Genomic DNA, 23532 nt, shown 5'->3' with positions numbered 1-23532 from the left:
TACGAGTCCTACGGCACTACTTAACCGGCCTAAGCAGAATTAAAAAGAGCCACCAGAAGAAAATCTCCGGACGGCCCTCTCAAATGAACATTATTCCCTTATTGTTATGGATTTACCCACACCCTTATTTTACGGCGATAACCTCGATCTCCACCAAGCCATCCTTAGGCAGGCGTGCGACCTCTACGGCACTGCGGGCAGGGTAAGGCTCGGTAAAAAACGATCCATACACTTCATTCACTTTGGCAAAATCCTGCATATCTTTTAGGAATACTGTCGTTTTGATCACTTTATCAAGCCCGCTTCCGGCCGCCTCCAGTACAGCCTTGACATTTCGTAGCGACTGAGCGGCTTGAGCCTCCACTCCCTCGGCAAGCTGTCCAGTTTCGGGAACAAGGCCAAGCTGTCCGGACGTAAAAATCAGATCCCCCAGCTGAATGCCTTGCGAATATGGACCGATTGCCCCCGGAGCAGAAGTCGTGGAAATCACCTGTTTGTTCATTGCCATCACCCATCCTTTTTTCATATATTGTATCTATAATCGGCTGTCTACCGCAACCTTGACCTCTTCTCCCGCTTTTCCCGGCTTCAGGGGCAGGTAAAAGGAGAATACACTCCCCCGTCCAACCTCACTATCCATGCGGATAAATCCGCCGAGCAACCGGGCCAAATTGCTGCTGATCGGTAACCCGAGCCCCGTTCCCCCGTATTTGCGGCTGATCGACCCATCCGCCTGCTGAAACACTTCAAATACGGCCGATTGCTTTTCATTTGGAACGCCAATCCCCGTGTCGGTGACGCTGAATACAAGCCAGTCTCCCTGAACCCCCTCTTCCGGCAACGCTCTTCGTACAGCTAACTGTACACACCCCTCATGCGTAAATTTGAACGCGTTAGATAGTAGGTTGCGCAATATTTGTGCGATACGCTGGGGGTCCGAGATGATGGTATCCGGCAATCCCTCTTCCCGGCTAATTTCAAAACGTATATTTTTCTGCAAGGCGATATGCTCAAAATGAACCTGCATCCAATTGGCCACTTCGGCAAGCACAACCTCCTCGTTCGTTATTTCCAGTCTACCCGCCTCCACCTTGGACAAATCAAGAATATCGTTAATGAGCTGCAGCAAATCGTGACCAGATTTATAAATAATGCGCCCATACTCCGAAAGGTCGTCCTCGGTATCGTCGCTTTCCGCAATGATTTGGGCCAGATTGATGATGCTGTTCAGCGGCGTCCGCAGTTCGTGGGACATATTCGCCAGGAACTCCGATTTATATCTGGAAGCAATAGAGAGCTGCTTGGCCCGTTCCTCCAGCACAATCTTCGCTTTATGTAGTTCATCGGTCTGCCTCATCAGCAGCTCGTTGGCATGCATCAACTCCAAATACTGCCGATGCTCCAGCTGAAAATCACGGAGAATAAAGGCGAATACCATACTAAGCAAGACGCTTAAAGGAAAAACAATCGGCATGATCTCAAGCATATATTTATTGAAGGAATATACCCCAAACAAAGCGCTGTTCAGTGAGAAAACAACATTAACTACTAGGATCGTAACGAATCCCTTTACCGCAAAACGACTCTGGCTCCTCCTCATCCATACATTTAAGCAGGCGCATACCAGTCCAAGAATTGATAGATTTATAAAACCTGCAATAGCTGCATCGGTAATTCCGAACGTTAAGCGAGCGAGCCCGATACCTGTGCCGATCACAATAATTGTTATTGGGTTGGAATAGGTGACTGACGCGATAATGAGCGGTACAAAACGCAGGTCAAAAATGACATCGTCATTTACCTGAAATCCAAATTTCATACAAATCCAGCCTGACAAAATCATGATTACAATGGATAATAAATAGTTTGTCCGCCGAGATAGTCTTTTAAAGCCATATTTATAGAAGACATTTACGAGATAAGCCACCGTCACCAACATTGCAAGATTTAACAAGAACATATTTCCGAAACCCATCTGCTCACTCCTACTCTATTTAATAGAGTCGCTGTCTGCTGTCTTTAGCAGCTTTGCCTCCTTCATTTCATGACGGTATGCCTCGATAAAGAGTTCTGTATAGTAGGGGTCCCATTGAGTCCCTCGGCCGTTCTCCAAAATAGCAATAGCCTGGCTGGTATTGAGCCCTTTCCGGTATGGGCGGTCTGACGTCATAGCATCAAAAGCGTCCGCTACAGCAATTATTCTTCCAAACAGCGGTATTTGCTCGCCTTTAAGTGCATCCGGGTAACCTCCCCCGTCATAACGCTCATGATGAGAACGGACCCCCGGTAAAAATGGAGCCATGGCGTCTTTTGGTTCAATCTGCTTCAAAATGGCCTCGCCGAGAGCGGGGTGCTCCTTGATGAGTTCCCACTCCTCCTTCGTTAACTGCCCTTCTTTCAATAAAACTGCATCCGGGATGCCGATTTTGCCGATATCGTGCAGTAGTGCCGATTTTCTGAGTTCGTCGATCGTTTCTTCTGGCAGGTTAGCCATCTGCCCGATTTTGACGGCATAATTCGCCACCCGTAGGGAGTGACCAGCCGTATAAGGATCCCGCGCATCCATCGCTGCCGCTAGTGTAGCGAAATAGCTGTCGATCAGTTGATTGTTCCGGGCCGCCTGCAGTTGGATTCCCCGAAGCATGTGGTTGAAGCCGGAGACAAGTCTGGAGAACTCATCGGAATACAAATCGGTGGCGAAAACCCGGAAATGTCCGCTTTTCACCAAAGCCATGCGCTGATATAAATGCTGAATCGGCTGCATGATCTCACGGGCCAGCAGCCGTGACCCGATAAATGCAAAGCCGAGACCAACTGCAAGAATGAGGCCGGCCCACTGCCAATATGTATACGCGCTCTCCCCCCATAATCCAAGCCGAAATTGGACGGAAAGTCCTAACAGAAGGAGCGGCGAAACGCCGATGATAAAAAAGCTCCATCTTAATTTTTTTGAAATAGGGACGATAACCCGTCCTCCTAGTGAAAGCTCTCTCCCAAACAGCTTGTAGCTCCACGAATTGAGTTCTTCCAGTACCGGTCGAATGCAGTTGGAGGTTAAATAAAACTCAACTAAAGCATGCATGCTGGAAACGACAAGTCCGCCTAAGGAAGCGAGCAATACATAATAGGAAGGGATTGATAGATGATCTGTGTCAATTAGATAGAGGGATAGCCCAGCTCCGGGGATCATGCTGCCTAACATGTGCGGGCCAAGAATGCGTTTGACGGATAAGCTAGGAAGTCGGTGTATCCGTTCATAGACGCGATGCAGCTCCTGAAAGCTGGTTAGATCCTTATGGAAGGCAAGGCGGATCGGTTTAATCTGCAGGTAAAAGACGATCCCTTCTACAATGAGCATTACGCAAAGAGAAAGGCACAATACGCTCAACAGCAATATGTATTCCTTTTCGGTTATTTTTAAGGGTACAGCAGCGACCAAACTGCCAATGGCTACGAACGCCAACATTAGACCGATTGCATAATTAAGCATAAGACGCGAAATAAAGGTCCTATATACCGTCAAGGTGCTCTCATCCTTCCGTGACGTTTTTCTCGTAAGTCTACTACTTTAATTATCGGCATTAACACCACAAATTTTCATAAAATTGCTAATACAGATTGTTTGCAAGTTCATACAGTTTGTATAACAAACCAAATTATTACATATTAATTTATCTTTTACCATAATAAGCGTTCGCAGGAAACCGACTTCAAAAAGATGCCACTACGTGGTAACATATTACGGGTGACCAAAGGGGACTAATCTGTTATCCTATATTGGTGACTTAATTTTGCTTCTTCGTTCTCATTCTAAAAAAATAAATATTTTAAATATTAAGTAATCGTTTACATCCGGCGCTTCCCTTATGGGGAGCTTGATCCGGCGTTTTGAGGGGTTGCCTTATGTCACACTATTAGTGATGTATTTCACATTAACGCATATTTTTATATGCTAAAATTCCATCGAACAAAGGTTTTCCGACTCCTTATACCCCTTATAAATCGGCTATTTTACGGGGTTTTTGTCTCCCTTATGTTATTAAAATGTCTTCACATTTTAATATATATATTTCATATTAACTGGAGGTCTTCTTATGAAAAAAGCTTCAATTATTCTTAGCAGTGCACTCCTGCTAGGCTTGTTGGCAGGCTGCGGATCGAACAATGACGCTAACAAAGCCGAGCCAGCAAATAGCGCACCGGCAGCTACGGAGAACAGTTCTAGCACGAACACTTCTGCCGCACAAGGTCAACTCAAAGATGGCGTTTACTACGCTCAAGGCGATGTTGATGCGAAAACCGGTTGGCAAGATTATGTGACAGTGACGGTTTCCGGAGGCAAAATCACGGGAGCTATATGGAACGGACTTAGCGAAAAAGCCCCTGTTGATAAAGTGACCTACTCCAAAGAGGGCAAATACGGTATGAAAGCCGGCGGCGCTTCTTCCGAATGGCACGAACAAGCTGAGAAAGTTGAGCAAGCTCTGATTGACAAACAAGATCCAAAAGCAATCACGACTGATAAAGAAGGCAAAACGGATGCCGTTTCCGGCGTATCCATTCATGTGGGCGAATTCCTTCAACTTGTTGAAAAGGCTCTTGCTGCAGCTCCGGTAGAGGTTGGTCCTTACAAAGACGGAACTTACCATGCTGAAGGCGACCAATTTGACGCTAAGTCGGGTTGGAAAGATTCCGTTGACGTTGTTATCGTAGCCGGCAAAATCGCAAAGGTTAACTTCAGCGGCGTGAATGCCAAAGGCGAAGACAAGAAGCAATATTCCATCGACGGCAAATACGGCATGAAAGCCGGCGGCGCACAAGCCGAATGGCATGAAGAAGTTGCTAAGGCTGAAGCTTACCTCGTCGAAAAACAAGATCCTGCTTCCGTAACCTTCAACGCAGAAGGAAAAACCGATGCAATCTCCGGAGCAACGATCAGCTTGAAAGAATACTTTGATCTAGTTACCAAGGCGCTTGATCAAGCGAAATAATCCATAATACCCACCCTAATATGAGAAGGTGAACGTTTTGAAAAGAATAGTAGTATTGGGCGGCGGTTATGGTGGTGTCGTCACTTCCAAGCATCTGGCCAAACTGTTCAAAAAAGAAAACGATGTAGAAATTAAATTGATTGACCGAAACCCGTACCACACTCTGCTGACTGAATTGCATGAAGTCGCAGCTAACCGGGCTCCGGAAGATTCGATCAAAATCGAATTGAAAAAGATTTTTGCAGGCTTGAAAGTCGACGTTGTGCTCGACTCTATCGACAACATAGACTTTGCAGCCAAGCAACTTCGTTCCGAGAACAATACTTACAACTATGATTACCTCGTTATCGGCTCGGGCAGCAAACCAACGTTCTTCGGTATTCCTGGAGCGGAAGAACATTCTCTGACCCTGTGGTCCTATGAGGATGCCGTTCGCTTGAAAGAACAAATTCGCGGTAAATTCAGCGAAGCTGCTAAAATCTCGAATCCTGCTAAACGCAAAAAAATGCTCTCCTTCGTCGTCGTTGGTGCTGGCTTCACCGGTGTTGAATTGGTTGGTGAGCTTGCTGAATTCCGTGACGAGCTGTGCAAAGAGTTCTTTATCGACCGTAGTGAGGTTCGTCTGGTCGTAGCGGATATGGCTCCGAAAATTTTGCCGATCCTGCCTGACAAGCTCATTCAAAAGGCTGTTAAACGTCTGGAAAAATTGAACGTTGAAATCGTAACGAGTGCAAAAATCACCGGTGTTACTCCTTCGAGTGTATTGCTTGGTGACAATAAGCAGCTTGAAGCTGAAACGATTGTATGGACAGCTGGTGTTGAAGGTTCCGACCTGGTTGGCAAGCTCGACTTGAAACAGGAGGGCCGCAAGCGGATCGTGACAAACGATAAGCTGCAAAGCCTTGATCACGAAAATGTATACATCGTCGGCGACAACATCTTTTACATTGCGGAAGGCGAGTCCCGTCCGGTTCCGCAGATGGTAGAAAATGCCGAGCAAGCCGGCCCGCTTATTGCTCACAATATTCATGCGGACGTTCACGGCAAACCTAAGAAATCCTACAAACCTGGATTCCATGGTGCGATGGTATGTATCGGCAGCCGTTACGGTGTAGCTAACGTTGGTTTACCGAATAAACTGTTTATGCTGAGCGGCTTCATGGCCATGTTCAGTAAACACTTGATCAATATGTATTACCTGTTCACTGTGGCTGGTTTTGCGAGAGTATGGACTTATATGATGCATGAATTTTTCCACGTGAACAATCGTAGAAGCTTTGTCGGAGGGCATTTTGCCAAACGTTCGCCAAACTTCTGGCTCTTCCCGCTTCGCATCTTTGTCGGTTACAAATGGCTGGAAGAAGGTCTTGATAAGCTTCCGAAAATATTCAAAGATCCTAATAATATCTTCTTGATTCCTGCCGCTCCGAAAGCTGATGCTGTTTCGGCTGCCAGTGAAGCAGCAGGTGCAGTTACGCAAACCGTTGACACCCAAGCTGCGGCTTCGGCGGTAGAAAGTGCTTCGACGGCGGTTACCGCACTTCCGGTACCGGGTTTCATCAAGAGTATTGTTGGTTGGTTCATGGATGTATTCTTCTACACTTCCGATGGTGGTTATACCGCACTCGCAACCGTGTTCCAATTCTTCATGGTTTTCGCAGAGCTTGCGATCGGCGTTTGCTTGATTCTCGGTCTCTTCACAGCGATTTCTTCCGCAGCGACTGTAGCACTGGGTGTCATGATCTGGTCGTCCAGCATGGCCTCCACGGAAATGCTCTGGTACATGGCGGCTGGCGTAGCTCTGATCGGCGGATCGGGCAGCATGTTTGGTCTTGACTACTACGTTCTTCCTTGGCTCAAAAAACAATGGAAGAAGATCCCGTTCGTCCGTAGATGGTATCTATACACGGAATAGTTTAATTACATGAATTAAGCCTTGATACAGAGTAATGTGCGCCTGGCGCACATTACTCTAATTTTTCTACTACCTGCCGAAATCGGTGTCAGGGTCCCTGCAAGCCACCTGCTTTTAAGGAGTGTGTATCCTTATGAAACTTAAGCTCTTCCAAGACGCTTGTCACTTATTGCAGGGCGAATTATCGCCCGAGGCCGGCATACATCTGGATTTGAGTCAGGAAGAGGTTGCACCACTGGTAAACCTTCTGGAACAATACGATATGCCTACAGTACGGCAATGCCGTCTACTTTCCATTTACATCGCAATCAAGCTTGCCCTGCAGCGTCACATCGGTTGTGACAATACCGAAAGTGGTGAGTTTCTCACCCGTAAGGTGCTGGATGGCGACTATCTATACAGTTTTTATGTTCAGATATGCTTAAAGTGGGAAGAATATGATCTCCTATCTTATATGGCTCCTGTCATTAAGCAAATACAAATCAAACGAGTAGAAGGCCGTCCCGAGGATGATCGTCTTCTCAAAGGATGGGAGTTGTTTTTGCAGCTGGAGAACAATCGCAGACCGACGAGCAAAGCGATTTGAGCAGATTAGTTTTTGGCTAAAAGTTATCGCATGAGCGGCGCATAGGAGGGGGATTGTTCCATGAGACTCGAGGATACATTGAATATCTCATTGAAAAAGGTTGACCAAGAAATCGAAAATATGGTCAAATACGACCGGGATGTCCCTCGCTCCTCGGCGCTGGCCAAAAGTATTATTGAACTGATTCGCTCCGGCGGCAAGCGCATTCGCCCGATGATGGTCATCGTGGGGAGCCGCTTCGGCCCTAGTCCGGATATGCAAAAAATATGGAGACTCGCAGCGGCAGCGGAGTTCATCCATGCAGCTTCCCTGATCCATGACGATATAATCGATGATTCCCCTATGAGACGTGGGCAGAAGGCTATGCATGTTAAGCTGGGCATCACGGGTGCACTGCACGTAGGAAACTATATGTCCGCTCGCGTTATTGAGCTGATCTCTGGTTATTCTGCCGAACGGGAAAACTTCGTATACAGCCTGTCTTCGCTTGCGACAACTCAGCTCTGTATGGGTGAATACGAGCAGCTAGCCCATCTCTTTGACTATGATGTAACGGTTGGGGAATACCTGGAGAAGTCGAAAAACAAAACCGCCCAGCTAATGGCGACCTGTCTGGAGGTTGGTGCAAAAGCAGCGGGCGCTGATGATGAGATTGCCGATCTGCTTTATTCTTTTGGTGAGAAGCTCGGGATGTCATTTCAGATTCGTGATGACCTTCTCGACTTTACGCAGTCAGCGGAGAAGCTCGGCAAACCGGCCGGTAGCGACTTACGGAGCGGCCAGGTTACGCTCCCCGTCCTGTACGCGCTCCACGATGAAGCGCTCGCTCCTTCGATCCGGGCAATATCGCCTGACACACCGGCCGCGGAAGTCGATGAAGTTATCGCTTTAATCCAGACAAGTGGTGCCCTTGAGCAGACCGAACGGCTGAGCCGCCAATATCTTGATGAAGCCCAAAGCATCATTGATTCGCTTCGCCAGTACCCTGCTCATCAGGATCTGCAAGCCCTGCTGGATTATTTTAGCGGCAGAGATAAGTAGCTCGGAACATATCATTCTTCAATTACGTGCAATAGCGCGAAAGCCAGGGCAACGTCTCAGGCTCTCGCGCTTTTTCGTTACTGTATTGATTGCCAACCGGGAACATCGACACGGTTAGGCTCCGTATAAATACGAAACAGCCAAATATATAGTAGGGAGCTGATAAATGCAAACACCAGGATGATCGAAAATATCCCCATAGGTGCTAACCAGCCAGATAGGAACACTGTCGCCGGAGCAACCATTTTTCCGATCGTGTACTGAAGGTTGTCAGCCCCCATATACTGCCCTCTGGCGTGCTCCGGGGCATACCGACTAATGAAGCTCTGCGTCACCGGAGTTCGTACCATTTCTCCAAAGGTGAAAAATATCGTCATGATGAACAAGAACCATATATTCGTGCTAAAACCCAATGCAAATGTCCCGAAGCCCGACAACAATGAGGATAGTATGAAAACATTTCGTTCCTTCCAGCGACCGAACCATTTTGTCACCGGAAGAATGAATACGACGAACAAGAATCCGTTAAAGCCCAGCAATGCGCCGAAAATCTCTGTGCTTGTGAGGGTAAATGATTCACCTTTCCATGACCATATCGACTGGGCAGGGACATACTGGGTCACATAAACAGGCAGATATAAATCCAACTGCATAATGGGAACCATAGCGAAAATTCCGGCAAAAATATAAACGAGGAACACCTTGTCGCGGAGAATGATTCCATAGCTCTTCCACTGCTCCTTGAATACATGCATTTTTGTAGCGGAAGGCCCTTTGCTTCTAGTCGAATTCGGCAGCGTCTCATGAACCATGATGAAAATGGCGATAAAATACAGCAGCATCACCAGCGCACAGGTCCACAGCAGCTCTTGCTGATACTTAAAAAAGAAAACAGCTCCAAGGGCCGGTCCAAGCACCGCACCAACGTTGTTGGCTGTCATATATGTGGCGAATACCTGACGCCGGTGTTCCACGGGTACAAGGTCTGCGACCATGGCGGAGCTTGCCGGCCTGTACATGGCCCCTCCAAATCCGACACCAACGTAAGCAAAGTAGTCGAGCAAGTGGGAAGGCGACACCGCGAACATGGCAAACATCAGTGCCTGCAGCATCGTCCCCAGCAACATCACAGGGCGCCTACCGAATCGGTCAGCCAGAGCCCCTCCTAGCAAATTACCAATCATGCTGAACAGTGGCAGAACCGCCATCATGATCCCAGCTATACGGCTCCCTAACGCTACTGCAAAGTAGACAGTGATAAACGGAAAGTACATCCAAAACAACATGTTGTACATAGCTTCGCCGGCTAACCTGACTTTTAAGTTGTTATCCCAAACACGTATTTGCACTTGAGTCCTCCACCTTATGAGTTTCCCGGCCGGGTAACCAAACTATAAGGTATTTTTTAGGTAAAATATAGACTTTTTGGGTGGGAAAATTTATACTATTAATATGAAAGCCGAATACAGTCGCGTTTAGTTTGATTGTAATATGAACCGAACATTTGTTCTTGATATTGTGTTAGGACGCTTCCTCCAGAAGCGTCCTTTTGAATATTTATAAGTCTCTAATGGTTACAGACCCCACGGGCATGGATGGATTTCGTAAAGATACGTTCAAACTAAATGCATTTTGTACACTTAAATCCCGGCTTATTGCAGACCTCTAGCATTTAGATGCAAAAAGTGCATTTAAAAAAAGCGAAATAACCCCACGAAGTCAAATCGCCCCCTTTTAGATGTATAAAATGCAATTAATTTCCAAACATCTGCAATTCGCCCGAAATTAGCTGCACTTTATGCAATTAGGAGCGGAGACTAACATCCGCTTTCCATAAAAAAAGCCTGCCCAGGCGATAATCTTCACCCAGACAGACCCATTCCAACTTCAAAACTCGTCTATAGAAAATAACTACTTCAGTATAAAATAATCGCACAGCGTACAGAACAGAATAATCATGCTTATTACCTGATTCAAATTGTACGAAGCCACGTTCATCCGTTTGCGATTGGCCGGTTTAATGATTTTGTGCTCCGTCATCAGCAGGAGAATCGCCAGGATGATGCCTATAATATAAATCCAGCCGAGATGGCGGATCGGAATGAGCGCGATCAGCAGCAGCACCATGATGAAATGAAGACCTGCAGCAATTCTGAGGCCGTTCTTCAAGCCAAATGCACTTGGAATCGACCAGAGCCTGTGACTCCGATCAAAGTCGATATCCTGCGAGCCGTAAATGATATCAAAGCCGGCGATCCAGAGCATAACGATGGTGCCAAGGATAAACGGTGTAAAGGCAAACTGTCCGGTTACGGCGAACCATGCCCCGATCGGTGCTGAAGCAATCGTGAAGCCGAGATACAGGTGGCATACGTAAGTGAATCGCTTGGTGTAGGAATAAGATGAGATCAGGAATATCGCCACCGGTGACAAAATAAAGCAAAGCGAGTTCAGCATGGCCGCAGCGAAAATAAAAATCGCATAGTTGATCACGACGAACAGCAGCACCTCCTTCGCATCCAGCAAGCGCTGTGGTAGATGGCGGTGCGCAGTACGCGGGTTTTCCGCGTCAAAGACGCGGTCGACAACGCGGTTGAAGGCGTTAGCCCCATTGCGGGCTCCTACCAGCGCAACCAGCGCCCAGAGCATCACCCGCAAGGATGGTAAGCCCTCCGCGGCCCAAACCATCGAGATGACCGCAAACGGCAAAGAAAACAACGTATGCGAGAACATGACCAGCTCGCTGTACAGCTTGATTTTAGTCCCGATCTTTCTGACATATTCCATGGATGATTCACTCCTTATTCCTTCGGGACGGGCTCGGCCTTCTCGTCCGAGCTCATCCATCAGGGAAATCCGATCTAGCGTGGCTCGACTTTTGGGGTCCAGCCTCATTTAAAGCTTCTTGTATGAAGCGGTATAAGAATAGGGGTAAATATTGGACCTATTTCCCGGATTTACATGGCTTTGAGGGAAATAGGAGAATTTTATGGACCTATTGCTAAAAAGTCAAAGTGCAATCAGCGCTTTTTCGCCATAATGGCCGAAATAAGGGAATTATTTACCCCTATTTCTCTTAGAGCAAGCCGAAACGATAAAATAGGTCCATTGATTACCCTTATTTTTGGGGACAACCTGCCAAGGTCAACCGGCGACAGCCTAGATGACCGCTCGCCCGCTTGTTTACTCCTGATTTGGCTATCCTATCCTCTAGCCTTTGGCGCTGATCCAACAGCCGTATGGCCCCTGGCGTCACCGTGTCAGGCGTTGGACGAACAGCCAGCCGGGGCCATCATGGCATCATATCATGGATGGCGATTCGACTCAAAGTCCGGCCAGCGTTTCCTCCAGCGCGGCTAGTAAGCCAGCGATGTTCTCCTCCGTGATGACGAGCGGCGGCTGGAAGGCCAGCACATTGCGGTTCACGCCGTTCTTGCCGATGATGTAGCCGCGGTCCTTGACCGCCTCCAGCACCTCATCGGCCAGCTCGGCCCCCCGCTGCGGGTCGTCCGCGCACAACTCAGCGCCGAGCATTAGCCCGGCTCCGCGCACGTCGGAGACGAGCTGCGGGAAGCGCTGCGCGAGCCGCTCCAGGCCGCCGCGCAGCAGCGCCCCAAGCCGCACCGCACGCTCAGGCAGGCGGTGCGCCTCAATGTAGTCCAAGACCGCCAGCGCGGTCACGGACGAAACCGGGTTGCCGCCGAACGTCGAGGCCGATGGCCGCGTGAAGCTGGCAGCAATCTTATCGGTGGTGGCGAAGCCCGCCACCGGAATACCGCTGCCCAGCGCTTTGGCCATCGAGATGATGTCCGGCGTCACGCCCCAAAGATCCATGGCGAACATCCGTCCCGTTCGCCCGAACCCGGTCTGAATTTCATCGGCGATGAGCAGTACGCCGTACTGCTCAAGCAGCCGCTTCACTTCAGGGAAATACCAGTCCGGCGGCGTAATCATACCGCCGTTCCCCTGGATCGGCTCGGCGATCATCGCGGCGATCTCGCCGCCTTTTTCCGCGAGCACCGCCTTGAGCGCCTCGATCGAGCGGCGCCCCGCCTCGTCAGCGCTCACGCCGCGCTCGTGCGGACGCGGGATGAACGTCACGTCCGTATCGTGCGCTAGCTCCGGATCGGTGCGCCACATGCTGAGACCCGTGACGCTCATCGTTAGATACGTCCGTCCATGCAGGCCTTGCTCCAGCGCGATAAAACCTCTCCGTCCCGTGTAGAGGCGTGCGAGCAGCAATGCCCCCTCGTTCGCTTCCGAGCCGCTGTTGACAAAGAACGTCCGGCGCAGCTCTCCAGGCAGCACGCCCGCAAGCCGCTCGGCGAGGTCGACGTTAGGCTGGGTCAGATAAATCGTACACGTATGCTGCAGCGTGCGCAGCTGCTCCGCCGTCCGCTCAGCGATTTCCGGATTGCAGTGGCCGCTTGCCACAACCGATACACCCGCAAAGAAATCCGTATACTTCGTTCCGTCATGACCGTATAAATACTGCATTTCACCTTTGACGATTTGCGGCGGATTCCGATAGAAATGGCTCGTACATGGGTAAAAATACTGCTGCCGTTTCTGCAGCACCAGCTCCGGTCCAATATAATTTTGCATCTGTTCCGCTTCCTTTCCTTGTCACTTCATGACCTGATGGACTCTAAGGCTTGATCAACGGTTTGAAAAAAGCATAGAGGGCGCCCAGACAAGCATTTCATGCCGCCAAGCACCCTAACTACTACCTACCTCATTACATGCGTCTTACCACTTACTGCGGACTACCCACCGTATCCGCCTTTGCACCGGAAGATTCCCCGGCGCCGGCTTCAGGCGCGGAACCGGCTGCCCCGCTGGCTCTCCCGCCGTCAAACTGCAGGGCGCCAAGCGTATATCCCGCGTACACCGGAGCGAGATGTTCAAACTGCTCCACCGCGGTTTGCGGGTTCGTCAGAGCGGCCTTGTAAGCCCGAACGATAGCCGCGAGCTGTTCCGGACTATAGGTTAAGCCTTCGATCCGAAATACGGACAGCCCCGCCTCAGCCAACTCCTTCACTGCAGGCAGCAGGCACAGCTCCTTGGAAAGTGTCAAGTGACAACGTCCGTGAACATCACGATACACAGGGTTTTCGCCTTTGTCCGTCTTTAACACAAGAATGCTGTTATCGACGTAGTGGTTGTCTTCCTCGGCAATCGCCTGGTACGTTTCCGCATTTTCGTAGAGATCATGCTCCATGTACATAATGGCCGGCGAGCCGTGAACAATCGCCTCAAGAGGCCCCGAGTCATTCGCCAGCAGTGCCGCTAAGTCATTCAACGGCAGCTCCATAGACGCCGTGAGCCGTCCAACGCCGAGCTTGCGATACATGTCGGCAGAAAGCCGGTTGTAAACGTTCAAGTTAAAGTCCCCGATCATCGGGTAGCCCTTGGAGGCAAATTTACGGATCGCGCCCAAATTCGTCACCATGATTCCGTCAATCGGCAGGCGCTCCCCGGACAGCAGACCGTCATAAATCTCAAAATGCAGCTCCGTCATCATCCGTGGCAGGCACAGGTACAGCTTAGCTGCCCCTTTAATCGCAGCAAGCTCCTTAATCTCCGCCTTCGTAAAGGGACGGTCCGGCTCAAACACGTCGCCGCTCAAGTAGATATGGTCAGCCCCCGCATCGAGTGCAGCCTTGGCTTGAGCTACATTATTTACATGAACCGAAAGCTCGCCATGTGCAAGACCTGGCTGCTGTGGCCGACCGACTACGGCCAATTTCTCGCGGATCGCGTCCATGCGGCCAGCGCTAAGTTCTCTTTCCTCCGTCGGCGTACTAAACACTTTGCCGGTGCTGTAGAATTTACCCGTCCCTTCATAGCGGCGGTTGATATTGGACAGCCCTGGCCGGCCAAAGGCGTAACCGGTCGAGAAGTCTCGCTTCCGGTTGTCATACAGCAGCTTCGTATCCAGGTTTCGCTTGAAACCAACTGGATCATCAATATATCGATCGATTGCATCGCCGTAGGCCTTAACGAGCATGAGCACGAAATCGGCGTCGCGCATGCGGCCTTCAATTTTGAAGGAGGTGATTCCGCTGTGGATCAGCTCCGGGATATGCTCATACATGAACATGTCTTTCACGGCCAGCGGATATTCTGCAGGGTAGACGTTGCCGTCTTTTTTCACCCGATAATCCCAGCGACACGGCTTGAGGCATTTCCCCCGGTTGCTGCTCATTCCAAACACCAGCGAGCTATAATAGCAGTTGGCTCCATGCACCGAGCACATATCCCCGTGCACAAAGTATTCCAGTTCCATCCCGGTAGTTTCATGAAGCAGCTGGGCTGTATCCAGATCCATTTCCCGCGATGTGACGACCCGGGTAACCCCCATCTCTTGCAGCGCGCGTACCATCTCGATGTTATGCACGTTCATCATTACCGAGGAATGCACGGAAAGCTTAAGCCCCATCTCTTTAATCAGTGTAAGTACTGCATAGTCCTGAACGATAAGCGCATCCACGCCGGTTCCATCCAAAAACCGCAGGTATTCCTTAGCTTCGTCCAGCTCATCCTCGTTCAGCAGATTGTTTACAGTTACGTATACTTTTTTGCCCAGTTCGTGGGCAATGCGAGCCGCTTCGGTAATTTCTTCCAGACTAAAATTGTAGCCTTTGCGCATCAATCGCATGTTCAGGCTCGGGCCCCCGAAGTAAACCGCATCGCAATTCGCCACAATCACCTTTTTAAAAATCTCAAACGTTCCCGCCGGCGCTAGCAATTCGACTTCTTTCCCATTAAAGTAGCGTGCCACAGCGTTTCCCCTCCTCATCGAAAAATAGTTTTCGAACTATCCAATTGACTAATTTCTCTATCATTTATCTGAAAGATTACATGAATCTGTAGATAACAACGGCAGATGCCAGAATAACATATGATAATATGAACCACGTGTCCCTGCTCTTCCAGGTGAGCAAATGGTATTCCGAGCGCGGCGCACCGATCGTATAACCTCTGGATTCCATAGATAAGACGAGCTCCTCCGCACGGCGAAATGCGCTAACCGTAACCGGCACGAGCAGGGAAACGAGCATACGTCCCTTCTCCTTCCACGGCAGTTCCTTCAAGTCCGCCCCTCTGGCCGCCTGCGCCTTGACAATTTTTTGCGTCTCGTCAAGAATCGTCGGGATAAACCGCAGGGCAATGCTCATCATCAGCGTAAGTCGCTCAGATGATATTCCGATGCGCTTGAACGGCTTAAGCACGCCGCTCATACCCTGGTTAAGCAGCCCCGGCGTTGTAGTAAACGTCAAGATGGCCGTAAAAGAAACGAGCAAGGCCATCCGAGCTGCCGAAATGAAGCCGGTGCTGAGGCCTCCGGAATATAGCTTCCACGAGCCAAGGTGCCATAGCACCGTCCCCTCGTTTATCGTGAGACTTTGAACGACAAAGATGAACACCATCAGCACCCAAAGCGGTTTTGCGGCCTTCACGTAATACTTGATCGGAATCTTGGTCGCCCGCATATAGATCAGGGAGAACGCGGCTGCTACTCCTAAGGCGGCCCATGAACCTACCGCCACAATGGCAACAAGATAGAGCACCATGCCGGTAATTTTCGCTCGCGGATCAACGCCGTGGACCCATGAGCCGGTGTCGATGCTTCGTCCAAACAGCAGCTTATTCCGCATGCTAGCCCTCCCCCTCTCTAGGCCCTGCTGTGGCGGGCGTTAGCATAACAATCCGCTCAGCAAGCTTCTCAGGCGTTAGGCATGGCTCCTCGGCTTCCAGCCCAAAGCGGTCGGACAACGCCCTCCAGTATCGGATAGAGGCCGGCAGGGCCAGCCCTTCCTCCTCAAGCCGCTTCGAGTCCTGAATCAGCTCCTGTACGGTTCCTTCAAACGAAACCTCGCCATCCTTCATCACAATCCATTGATCTACATAGGAAAGCATTTCTTCCATGCGATGTGTAACGACGACGACCGTTTTCCCCTGTTCCCGGTGAAGTCTCGACAACATTTCCGCCAACTCGGCCCGGCTCTGCGGGTCCAGTGTTGCCGTCGGTTCATCTAGCGCAATAACGTCAGGTTCCATGGCCAGCACCGAAGCGATCGCTACCTTGCGCATTTGTCCACCGCTTAGATGAAACGGATTCCGGGATAGAAACGTATCATCCAATCCGACAAGCGAAAGTGCCCGGCTAGCCCGGACTTTAGACTCCTCTAAAGAGCATCCGAAATTGAGCGGACCAAAGCATAAGTCCTTCTCCACGGTCTCTTCAAACAGCTGCTGCTCCGGAAATTGAAAAACAAGTCCAACCCGGCGGCGAAGCTCCCGCATCACAGGCATTTTCTCTCCCGCCTGCATCGTCACGTCAAGCACCTGCACCTTGCCGCGAGAAGGCTTCAATATGCCGTTAAAATGCTGCATTAATGTTGATTTCCCAGATCCGGTAGCTCCCGCAATTGCGGCAAATGTCCCACTCTTTATCCTTAAATCAATTCCTTCCAAGGCACTTTGGCGCCAAAGGCTGTTATCGTCATAGGCATAGCTTACATGCTCAAAATGAATGGCCATAATTCGTCCTTCACCTCCCCGCTTCCCTGAGGCGAAGAAGCACGAATGCCCCGCTTCTCAAGCTCCAGCTGCAGCCGAATTCGGTATGGAGCAATAAGACGGCAGGAACCCAGCAGCCCCTCATCCCGGAACAGTTCCTCAGGCGTCAGATCAGCGGCTACGGTTCCGTCCAGCAGGACGATCGCTCGGTCTGAGGCCATGATCTCCTCGGCATCATGAGTAATCGATACCAAGGTATATTGGCCGCTTTCCCGCATGCCCTGCAGGATGCCGAGCAGCTCGCCACGGGCTTTCTCATCCAGCATCGACGAGGCCTCATCAAAGATGACAATGCCCGGCTCCATCGCCAGAATCGAAGCGACGGCCACCCGCTGTTTTTGCCCCCCCGATAGCTCCGAAGGGTGCTTAGACAGCAGATGGCCGATTTGAAGCTTGTCGGCATATGTTCGGACCCGGTTCACCATCTCTTCCCGGGGGATACAGCGTCCCTCGAGTCCAAAGGCGATGTCCTCTTCTACAGTCGCACCGATAAACTGGTTATCCGGGTTTTGGAATACCATGCCGATCCGCGGTCTAATGTACGAAGCGGTCTCCCGGGCCAGTTCAGTTCCTTCTATAAATATGGCCCCATCGTTTGCGGCTAGAAGTCCGCCGAGCAGCTTGGCGAGCGTCGATTTTCCGCACCCGTTAGGACCTACCAACGAAACCCAGCTTCCCGAAGGGATACATAGCGATACATCTTTAAGCACCGGATGAGTATGCTCATATGCGAAAGAAACATGCTTTACTTCATAAGCGAGTCCGGTATCTCCCATTTTCCTCTACCCCTTTCAGGCGACTTCCGATAACTTTATCGATCGGAGGCTTTCCCGCCGGAATGGATGCCTCCCTTATGCGGTTTCCGATAGAAACCCGTCAAACAGCGACAGCTTTGATAACGACGGGATCAGATATCTTACTGCGATCCCAACGGCAATGCCGGTTAGCACGCCCATTATGAGCAGCATCGGCAAATAGTAAAATATTTTCGATGTATTGAAATATAAGGCTGCCGCGGTAAGTTGGCCGATATTGTGGGCAATTCCCCCAATGATGCTTATGCCGATCATGCTAAGCCGTTTTCGACCAATAAGCAGTAAAAACCACATAGCTACAAAGCTAAAGAGTGCTCCCATGAAGCTGAACAGAAAGCTGGAGAACGTTCCGAAAATAAACGCGGTCAGCAGCGTCTTCAGCACCACCATCATAAACGCATCTCTAGCCCGCAGGAAATACAAACAGGTCAGTACCATAATGTTGGCGAGGCCAAGTTTGGCCCCCGGTACGCTCATATTGATCGGTATTATAGATTCGATGAGGCTCAAAACAACGGCTACCGCTGCAAAAATCGCTATGATTACTGTTCTTTTTAAAGCTAAGCTGGCGTGCTCATTGAACGCTGGCATCTACGTCAGCCCCTTCCCCTGATCCTCCTACAACTTCAACCATCAGTTTATGGGGTAAACAAACGATCGTTCCACCATTTCGGTCTACAAATCCAAAAGTCAGACATATTTTATCAGGACAGTCGGCGTCAGTCATTTCAATACCGTTGTCATGAACCTTCAAAATGTTCTCACCATACTTCGTTTTAATGTCAATGGTCTGCTCTTTACCGGTTAGTTTCACCGTTTTGAACAGTTTCCCGTCAACCGTAATTCTCGCCACTTTTCCATTGTCGTTGTGATTCTTTTCACTTGAATTTTCGTCCAGCCATCTTGGCACCAAAAATGCCAGTGCAATGACGACAATAATTCCGATTAACAGGATATCTCCGCGTTTCATGGCAAACTCCCTTATTTTTTGATTATGTAAATCTTAGATGAACTTATTATACATGCTGCTTTCTACACTAAAGTGTGACAAATGTCTCACTGTAGTGTGCCTTCATTTTTTTTCACAAAATCATCACTTTGGAAGGTATATTATGGAAGAGAGAATACTTTGTGAAAATGAGTACTAAATAGCAACATAGTTCATCTTTCTATCATAACCGAATTGGTCCAATTTTGCAGGGACATATTTTCCTTCCTGCACATGTTTTTTTACTAATGGATTCTTGATGGCTTGATTAATCGGCACGACTTCCTAACATATTGTTGCATTTTCAGAAAATTACAAGTATAATAAATAATTAGATTGTTTAATCCTCTACAACAGTTCCTCAAAAGATTATAACTCTCCTAAATACCGAATCGGTATGAAATTCCTATTTGAATGACCCAATAAGAGTAAGAATTTTACGTTTTTCTGATTCACACTGGCGCGGTCATCGGAGCCGCAAGGACAAATGAGAGGTAGGGCTTTTGTTGTTTTAGAAACAGTTTGCAGTTTTAGTCTAAGCAGGAACTTCATTTATCTTCACGTGTACATGAAGACCTGAGGGTAACAATGACCTTAACGGGCGTCACGCACATGAATCGCTGCCGCTCGTTTTGCTATGCCTATTAACGCTTTCCATGCATAAATCCCAGCTTAGGAAACCAGAATAACGTTTGTCTTTCCAAACAAAGCCAAAGGGGTGTTTTAAAATGCGTGAAGGTTTGATTCCTACTGTTCTTGGAGCTGTAGTGTCCGCTTCGGCCGTATCGATGCTTGGGGGTAAGTATAAGCTTGCAGCCACAGGCGCTCTTGGTTTTGGTTTAGCACATATTGTGCTCGGGGCAATCGACCTGATCGAGCACCGCTAATATGCGTTTGGAAGACACCCGGGGGCTTAGGGCTTCCGGGTTTTTACTTACATATCATATCTACTTAAGACGAGCACCACCAGCCTGGGATGCTGAACGCAAAACCGGCGAAAAGAAATAAGGGTAGTTTATGGCCCTATTTCAGCGATTTAGCCTTCTTCACACAAAATAGGGGTAAAAAATGGCCCTATTCACCCGGCATAAGCAAGAAAACCGGCTTTGGGGCACCTCTAACAGATTATAGGACCATTTTATTCCCCTATTTGAGTGATCCGTTGACCTGGCAGAGTTTCCTAGACGGTGGTTCTATCGTTCAAATAAAAAAGACAACTGCCGGTATGCAACCTGCAAAGTACCGGAGTTGTCTAATGGACTAACGTTCGATGTTTATTTTGTCTTCAACTGCAGTTGTACGCTTTTGTCGCTATACCGCCCGAGTAGGTGTTGCCCCCCTCTAATGCCAGAGTTCCCGTTCCCTTCTTCGTAAACTACCGGAAATAGCGGCCGCGGAAGACAGTCAATCGGTTGTCCCATTCCATTGAAGATCTCTTTTTCCTCTGATTTGCCCGAACCGTTAAATTAGCCTTTCACGGCACCTTCCGCAATACCTTCCATAATGAATCTTTGGAAAAATGCATAAATAATAATTACCGGTATCGCCGTAAGCACTAGCGAAGCCAGGATCAAGGACCACTCCTTGTTGTACTCCCCGAACAGCATATTGGTGGACAATATCAACGTATAGTTATCTACGTCGGTAAGCATCATCAAAGGAAGCAGGAAGTCATTCCAAATCCACAAAAAGTCGAGTATAGCGATCGTTACTGTGATGGGAAGAAGCAGCGGCAAAATAATTCGAAAGAACGTTTGAAACTCGTTGCACCCGTCGATTTGCCCAGACTCCTCAAGCTCCCGCGGAATCGATTTGACGAAGCCGTGATACAAAAAGATTGCCATATTGACGCCAAGTCCAATGTAGATCAGCGCCAATCCATACGTACTGCCTTGCACGTGCATCGTTTTGGCCATCCGGGTGAGCGGAATCATGATCGAATGGAACGGAACGAGCATCGAGGCGACGAACAGCAGGAAGATAAAATTGCTTAATTTCCCCCGGGTACGTGATAACTTATAACCAGCCAGGGCGGAGCAGAATACGATCCCCCCGATCCCGAGGATGGAAACTGTCACCGAATTCAGGGAGCTGTGCAAAAGGTTTATTTTATCAAAGGCCTGGGAGTAGTTTTCAAAATGCAGCTTTGTTGGAAGCGATACAAACGAAGCAAACATCTCCCCTTGCGTCTTAAACGAGTTGACCACTGCCATATAAATAGGGAAACATGTAATGACAGCTCCAATGGACAAGATAAGCCCGATCAGCAGCGAATTGATTCTTTTCATTCTCATGCTTCCACCTCTTTTTTCTTCATGACATTCATCTGAATTAAGGTGAAGACAAGTACTACGGCAAATAGAATCAGCGATTTTGCGCTGGCATATCCATAACGGAAGTTATTCGAAAATGCTTCTTCGTAAATGTTCATGGTAATAACCTGTGTGCTTCGTCCCGGGCCACCACCAGTAAGTCCGTAAACGACATCAAATACTTTGAATGCGCCATTTAGTGTAAGGAAGAAACAAATGGTCACTGCATGTGTAATCATCGGCAACGTGACTTTGCGTAGCGTTTGGAAAGAATTCGCACCATCGATAATGGCGGCTTCTTTCAAGCTTTGAGGTACGCCCTGCAGAGCGGCCAGATAGATGATCATCATATATCCGACGCCGTTCCAGAGTGAAACGATCAGAATGGAGTAAAAAGAATACTTAGGATCTCCGAGCCAGGCATGATCCAAGAAAGTTATAGCCGCTTTTTGGGCTAGTTGCGGAATCACCTGTGAGAACACAAAGGTCCACATAAAGGAGCTGATAATAAGACTGATCATGTTCGGCATAAAAAATATCGTTCGGAAAAAGCCTTTGCTCTTAAGCCGTGTTTCAATGAGCACAGCAAGCAGTAAAGCGATTACATTTTGCAGTATGACCATGAATACAACGTACTTTAGCGTAAACATCAAGGAATTGATAAAGTCAGGGTCCTCCGTAAGCGCCTCAACAATATTACCTATTCCGATGAAGCTGTAATCTGGATTTAAACCGTTCCAGTCCGTAAACGTGTAATACATTCCACCAAAAGTCGGTATGAGCAAAAAAATCATATATATAATGAGTGCCGGAGCTGTAAAAGCCAATAAGGATAAATATTTTTTGTAAACCTTGGACGGCATGTTCTCTCTCCCCCTCCAGTATTTATTGAACTAATAATTGTACAATAGTTCAATTAATATAGCAGGAAGGAACGATGCGTTCCTTCCTGACCGGCCCATCGATTACTTATTGACTTTGTTATAAGATTTCCAAGCTTTGTCCAAAGCCGAGAATACATCTTCTTTCGAGATTTGTCCGGCAATGTAGGATTGCAGCGCTTTACCGGATTCATCCTTAACGGCTTGCGGAATCCGCGGATCCTGATAGGACTTTCCTGCTTTTACATAAACCATAGCGTCGTCTACCCAAGGATAGCTCTTGTAAGTGTGCACGGTAGCAAGAGGGTTGAATTTCAATGCCTGGAAGAAGGCGCTGGAATCCTTGTCATCCAGGACATAATTGATGAAGTCAAGCGCAACTTCTTTGTTTTTGCTGGTCTTGGACACCGCCAAGGAAGTGGACGTACTCAGGTTGATCATCGTTGCATCCGGATTATCATTGACAGGCAGCGCCGCTACGCCGAAGTCAAGATTAGGGTTGGATTTCAAAATGGTTTCAGCATACCAAGGACCTTGAATCCACATTGCCCCTTTTCCTGTCGCGAACATAGCTGCTCCGTCGTCGCCCCCTACTTCAAGACTGTTTTTAGTCCCGTTCGCATATACCAAATCGATGATATTGAACATATCCTTCATTTCGGAGAAGGAAGCTTCGTCCTTATTCATCCGATCAATAAAATCCTTTTTCTCCGTATTTCCAATCTGTCCTACCGTAAGCGGCAGGAATAACTGCGGGATCCAGGATTCTTTGTCGGAAAGAACAAACGGAGTAATGTTTTTCTGCTTCAGCTTTTCAACAACCGCCTTCATTTCCGTAAGCGTGGTTGGAGGAGTCAGTCCTTGCTCTTTGAAAATCGTCTTGTTGTACAAATAACCCCAGGACAGTGTTTCCAGCGGTACCGCTACAACCTTGCCGTCCTCTGTCGTTACCGAAGGCTTCACACTTTCCAGCAGCTTGCCTACAAACGGCTGATTGGACAAATCTTCTAAATAACCGGCTTTATAGAAAGGAGGAATTTCATTAACGGCATGAATGGCAAACACATCAGGAGCATCGTTGGAAGCCAATCTTGTTTTCAAAATCTGTGGGGCGGTATCTGCAGGCGGCATCTCCAATTGCACCGTAACATCGATGTTTTTCTCCGCCTTTTCCTTGGCCTTAAAGGATTCGATATATTTGTCATAGTGTTCCTTTAAGCGAGGCTGAGCGATAAACATTTTCAGGTTGACGCTTTTTCCGCTAGCGTTTCCACCGGTCGATGCTTCATTCTTCGCTTCACCACTTCCGTCGCCCGATCCGCAGCCGGCCAGTAAAGAAGCGATTAACGTTACGCCTACTATGCCCTTCCAAATCTTCATAATTTTTGACCTCCTAGATGATATTGTTTTGTCTACG

The 23532-nt window shown here is 48.7% G+C and carries 20 protein-coding genes and 1 pseudogene; 5 read left to right on the top strand and 16 right to left on the bottom strand.

All coding sequences use genetic code 11. The features are described from left to right. Nucleotides 1-124: 124 nt before the first annotated feature. Genes ACFQ3W_RS13925 through ACFQ3W_RS13915 form a run of 3 tightly spaced genes read right to left on the bottom strand, consistent with a single transcriptional unit; the run spans nt 125 to nt 3523 of the window. Nucleotides 125-502, bottom strand: a complete 378-nt coding sequence (locus tag ACFQ3W_RS13925) for a RidA family protein (RefSeq protein ID WP_379319941.1) — start codon at nt 500-502, stop codon at nt 125-127. A 33-nt stretch (nt 503-535) separates the two neighbouring features. Next, nucleotides 536-1975 (bottom strand): ATP-binding protein, encoded by a 1440-nt coding sequence (locus ACFQ3W_RS13920; protein WP_379319839.1) that lies wholly within the window; start codon nt 1973-1975, stop codon nt 536-538. Between the two features lie 15 nt (nt 1976-1990). Next, nucleotides 1991-3523 (bottom strand): HD-GYP domain-containing protein, encoded by a 1533-nt coding sequence (locus ACFQ3W_RS13915; protein ID WP_379319838.1) that lies wholly within the window; start codon nt 3521-3523, stop codon nt 1991-1993. A 571-nt stretch (nt 3524-4094) separates the two neighbouring features. Between ACFQ3W_RS13915 and ACFQ3W_RS13910 the strand changes: the two genes are divergently transcribed. The 4 genes from ACFQ3W_RS13910 to ACFQ3W_RS13895 all read left to right on the top strand — a co-directional run bounded on the left by ACFQ3W_RS13910 (nt 4095) and on the right by ACFQ3W_RS13895 (nt 8533). After that, nucleotides 4095-4991 carry an FMN-binding protein gene (locus ACFQ3W_RS13910; RefSeq protein ID WP_379319837.1) on the top strand — a complete coding sequence of 299 codons (897 nt, stop codon included), beginning with the start codon at nt 4095-4097 and terminating at the stop codon, nt 4989-4991. A 37-nt stretch (nt 4992-5028) separates the two neighbouring features. Further along, nucleotides 5029-6906, top strand: coding sequence for an NAD(P)/FAD-dependent oxidoreductase (locus ACFQ3W_RS13905; RefSeq protein ID WP_379319836.1), 1878 nt, complete (start codon nt 5029-5031; stop codon nt 6904-6906). 133 nt (nt 6907-7039) lie between these two features. Then, complete coding sequence (locus ACFQ3W_RS13900; RefSeq protein ID WP_379319835.1) at nt 7040-7492, top strand: hypothetical protein; 453 nt, start codon at nt 7040-7042, stop codon at nt 7490-7492. Between the two features lie 60 nt (nt 7493-7552). After that, nucleotides 7553-8533 carry a polyprenyl synthetase family protein gene (locus ACFQ3W_RS13895; RefSeq protein WP_379319834.1) on the top strand — a complete coding sequence of 327 codons (981 nt, stop codon included), beginning with the start codon at nt 7553-7555 and terminating at the stop codon, nt 8531-8533. 77 nt (nt 8534-8610) lie between these two features. On the opposite strand, the gene ACFQ3W_RS13890 is transcribed toward ACFQ3W_RS13895, so the two are convergent. The 9 genes from ACFQ3W_RS13890 to ACFQ3W_RS13850 all read right to left on the bottom strand — a co-directional run bounded on the left by ACFQ3W_RS13890 (nt 8611) and on the right by ACFQ3W_RS13850 (nt 18904). After that, complete coding sequence (locus ACFQ3W_RS13890) at nt 8611-9882, bottom strand: MDR family MFS transporter (RefSeq protein WP_379319833.1); 1272 nt, start codon at nt 9880-9882, stop codon at nt 8611-8613. 562 nt (nt 9883-10444) lie between these two features. Continuing rightward, nucleotides 10445-11320, bottom strand: a complete 876-nt coding sequence (locus ACFQ3W_RS13885) for a UbiA-like polyprenyltransferase (RefSeq protein WP_379319832.1) — start codon at nt 11318-11320, stop codon at nt 10445-10447. 537 nt (nt 11321-11857) lie between these two features. Beyond that, a complete protein-coding gene (locus ACFQ3W_RS13880; RefSeq protein ID WP_379319831.1) occupies nt 11858-13138 on the bottom strand; it encodes an aspartate aminotransferase family protein in 1281 nt (426 codons plus the stop codon). 151 nt (nt 13139-13289) lie between these two features. Beyond that, the gene (locus tag ACFQ3W_RS13875; RefSeq protein WP_379319830.1) at nt 13290-15317 is read right to left on the bottom strand and encodes a peptidase U32 family protein; all 2028 of its coding nucleotides are present in this window, start codon (nt 15315-15317) and stop codon (nt 13290-13292) included. 76 nt (nt 15318-15393) lie between these two features. After that, a complete protein-coding gene (locus ACFQ3W_RS13870) occupies nt 15394-16194 on the bottom strand; it encodes an energy-coupling factor transporter transmembrane component T family protein (RefSeq protein ID WP_379319829.1) in 801 nt (266 codons plus the stop codon). A 1-nt stretch (nt 16195) separates the two neighbouring features. Continuing rightward, the gene (locus ACFQ3W_RS13865; RefSeq protein ID WP_379319828.1) at nt 16196-17080 is read right to left on the bottom strand and encodes an energy-coupling factor transporter ATPase; all 885 of its coding nucleotides are present in this window, start codon (nt 17078-17080) and stop codon (nt 16196-16198) included. Beyond that, a complete protein-coding gene (locus ACFQ3W_RS13860; RefSeq protein WP_379319827.1) occupies nt 17056-17895 on the bottom strand; it encodes an ATP-binding cassette domain-containing protein in 840 nt (279 codons plus the stop codon). Before ACFQ3W_RS13860 ends, ACFQ3W_RS13865 begins: the two co-directional genes overlap by 25 nt. A gap of 75 nt (nt 17896-17970) precedes the next feature. Further along, the gene (locus ACFQ3W_RS13855) at nt 17971-18525 is read right to left on the bottom strand and encodes a Gx transporter family protein (protein ID WP_379319826.1); all 555 of its coding nucleotides are present in this window, start codon (nt 18523-18525) and stop codon (nt 17971-17973) included. After that, on the bottom strand, nt 18509-18904 hold the full coding sequence (locus ACFQ3W_RS13850; protein WP_379319825.1) for a NusG domain II-containing protein: 396 nt from the start codon (nt 18902-18904) through the stop codon (nt 18509-18511). Before ACFQ3W_RS13850 ends, ACFQ3W_RS13855 begins: the two co-directional genes overlap by 17 nt. A gap of 746 nt (nt 18905-19650) precedes the next feature. Here ACFQ3W_RS13850 and ACFQ3W_RS13845 point away from each other — a divergent pair. After that, on the top strand, nt 19651-19809 hold the full coding sequence (locus ACFQ3W_RS13845; RefSeq protein ID WP_379319824.1) for an asparagine synthase: 159 nt from the start codon (nt 19651-19653) through the stop codon (nt 19807-19809). Nucleotides 19810-20207: 398 nt separating this feature from the next. Here the strand turns inward: ACFQ3W_RS13845 and ACFQ3W_RS13840 are convergent. The 4 genes and pseudogenes from ACFQ3W_RS13840 to ACFQ3W_RS13825 form a co-directional block, all read right to left on the bottom strand. Next, a pseudogene (locus tag ACFQ3W_RS13840) lies at nt 20208-20294 on the bottom strand (autotransporter-associated beta strand repeat-containing protein); the annotation flags it as partial. A gap of 94 nt (nt 20295-20388) precedes the next feature. Continuing rightward, nucleotides 20389-21216 (bottom strand): carbohydrate ABC transporter permease, encoded by an 828-nt coding sequence (locus ACFQ3W_RS13835; protein ID WP_379319823.1) that lies wholly within the window; start codon nt 21214-21216, stop codon nt 20389-20391. Then, entirely contained in the window at nt 21213-22097 is an 885-nt protein-coding gene (locus tag ACFQ3W_RS13830; RefSeq protein WP_379319822.1) for a carbohydrate ABC transporter permease, read from the bottom strand. The genes ACFQ3W_RS13835 and ACFQ3W_RS13830 overlap by 4 nt, the downstream gene beginning before the upstream one ends. Nucleotides 22098-22199: 102 nt before the next feature. Continuing rightward, nucleotides 22200-23495: an ABC transporter substrate-binding protein gene (locus ACFQ3W_RS13825; RefSeq protein WP_379319821.1), complete on the bottom strand. Its 1296-nt coding sequence runs from the start codon at nt 23493-23495 to the stop codon at nt 22200-22202. Between the last annotated feature and the right edge of the window lie 37 nt (nt 23496-23532).

This window comes from Paenibacillus puldeungensis, from assembly GCF_042678945.1.
GTDB lineage: Bacteria > Bacillota > Bacilli > Paenibacillales > Paenibacillaceae > Fontibacillus > Fontibacillus puldeungensis.
This window is presented reverse-complemented; position numbering and strand designations above follow the sequence as displayed.

Coding starts and splice junctions, on each gene's coding strand:
- ACFQ3W_RS13925 (WP_379319941.1), bottom strand. CDS start 502: ATGAACAAACAGGTGATTTCCACGACTTCTGCTCCGGGGGCAATCGGT.
- ACFQ3W_RS13920 (WP_379319839.1), bottom strand. CDS start 1,975: ATGGGTTTCGGAAATATGTTCTTGTTAAATCTTGCAATGTTGGTGACG.
- ACFQ3W_RS13910 (WP_379319837.1), top strand. CDS start 4,095: ATGAAAAAAGCTTCAATTATTCTTAGCAGTGCACTCCTGCTAGGCTTG.
- ACFQ3W_RS13900 (WP_379319835.1), top strand. CDS start 7,040: ATGAAACTTAAGCTCTTCCAAGACGCTTGTCACTTATTGCAGGGCGAA.
- ACFQ3W_RS13895 (WP_379319834.1), top strand. CDS start 7,553: ATGAGACTCGAGGATACATTGAATATCTCATTGAAAAAGGTTGACCAA.
- ACFQ3W_RS13885 (WP_379319832.1), bottom strand. CDS start 11,320: ATGGAATATGTCAGAAAGATCGGGACTAAAATCAAGCTGTACAGCGAG.
- ACFQ3W_RS13880 (WP_379319831.1), bottom strand. CDS start 13,138: ATGCAAAATTATATTGGACCGGAGCTGGTGCTGCAGAAACGGCAGCAG.
- ACFQ3W_RS13870 (WP_379319829.1), bottom strand. CDS start 16,194: ATGCGGAATAAGCTGCTGTTTGGACGAAGCATCGACACCGGCTCATGG.
- ACFQ3W_RS13865 (WP_379319828.1), bottom strand. CDS start 17,080: ATGGCCATTCATTTTGAGCATGTAAGCTATGCCTATGACGATAACAGC.
- ACFQ3W_RS13860 (WP_379319827.1), bottom strand. CDS start 17,895: ATGGGAGATACCGGACTCGCTTATGAAGTAAAGCATGTTTCTTTCGCA.
- ACFQ3W_RS13855 (WP_379319826.1), bottom strand. CDS start 18,525: ATGCCAGCGTTCAATGAGCACGCCAGCTTAGCTTTAAAAAGAACAGTA.
- ACFQ3W_RS13850 (WP_379319825.1), bottom strand. CDS start 18,904: ATGAAACGCGGAGATATCCTGTTAATCGGAATTATTGTCGTCATTGCA.
- ACFQ3W_RS13845 (WP_379319824.1), top strand. CDS start 19,651: ATGCGTGAAGGTTTGATTCCTACTGTTCTTGGAGCTGTAGTGTCCGCT.
- ACFQ3W_RS13835 (WP_379319823.1), bottom strand. CDS start 21,216: ATGAGAATGAAAAGAATCAATTCGCTGCTGATCGGGCTTATCTTGTCC.
- ACFQ3W_RS13830 (WP_379319822.1), bottom strand. CDS start 22,097: ATGCCGTCCAAGGTTTACAAAAAATATTTATCCTTATTGGCTTTTACA.
- ACFQ3W_RS13825 (WP_379319821.1), bottom strand. CDS start 23,495: ATGAAGATTTGGAAGGGCATAGTAGGCGTAACGTTAATCGCTTCTTTA.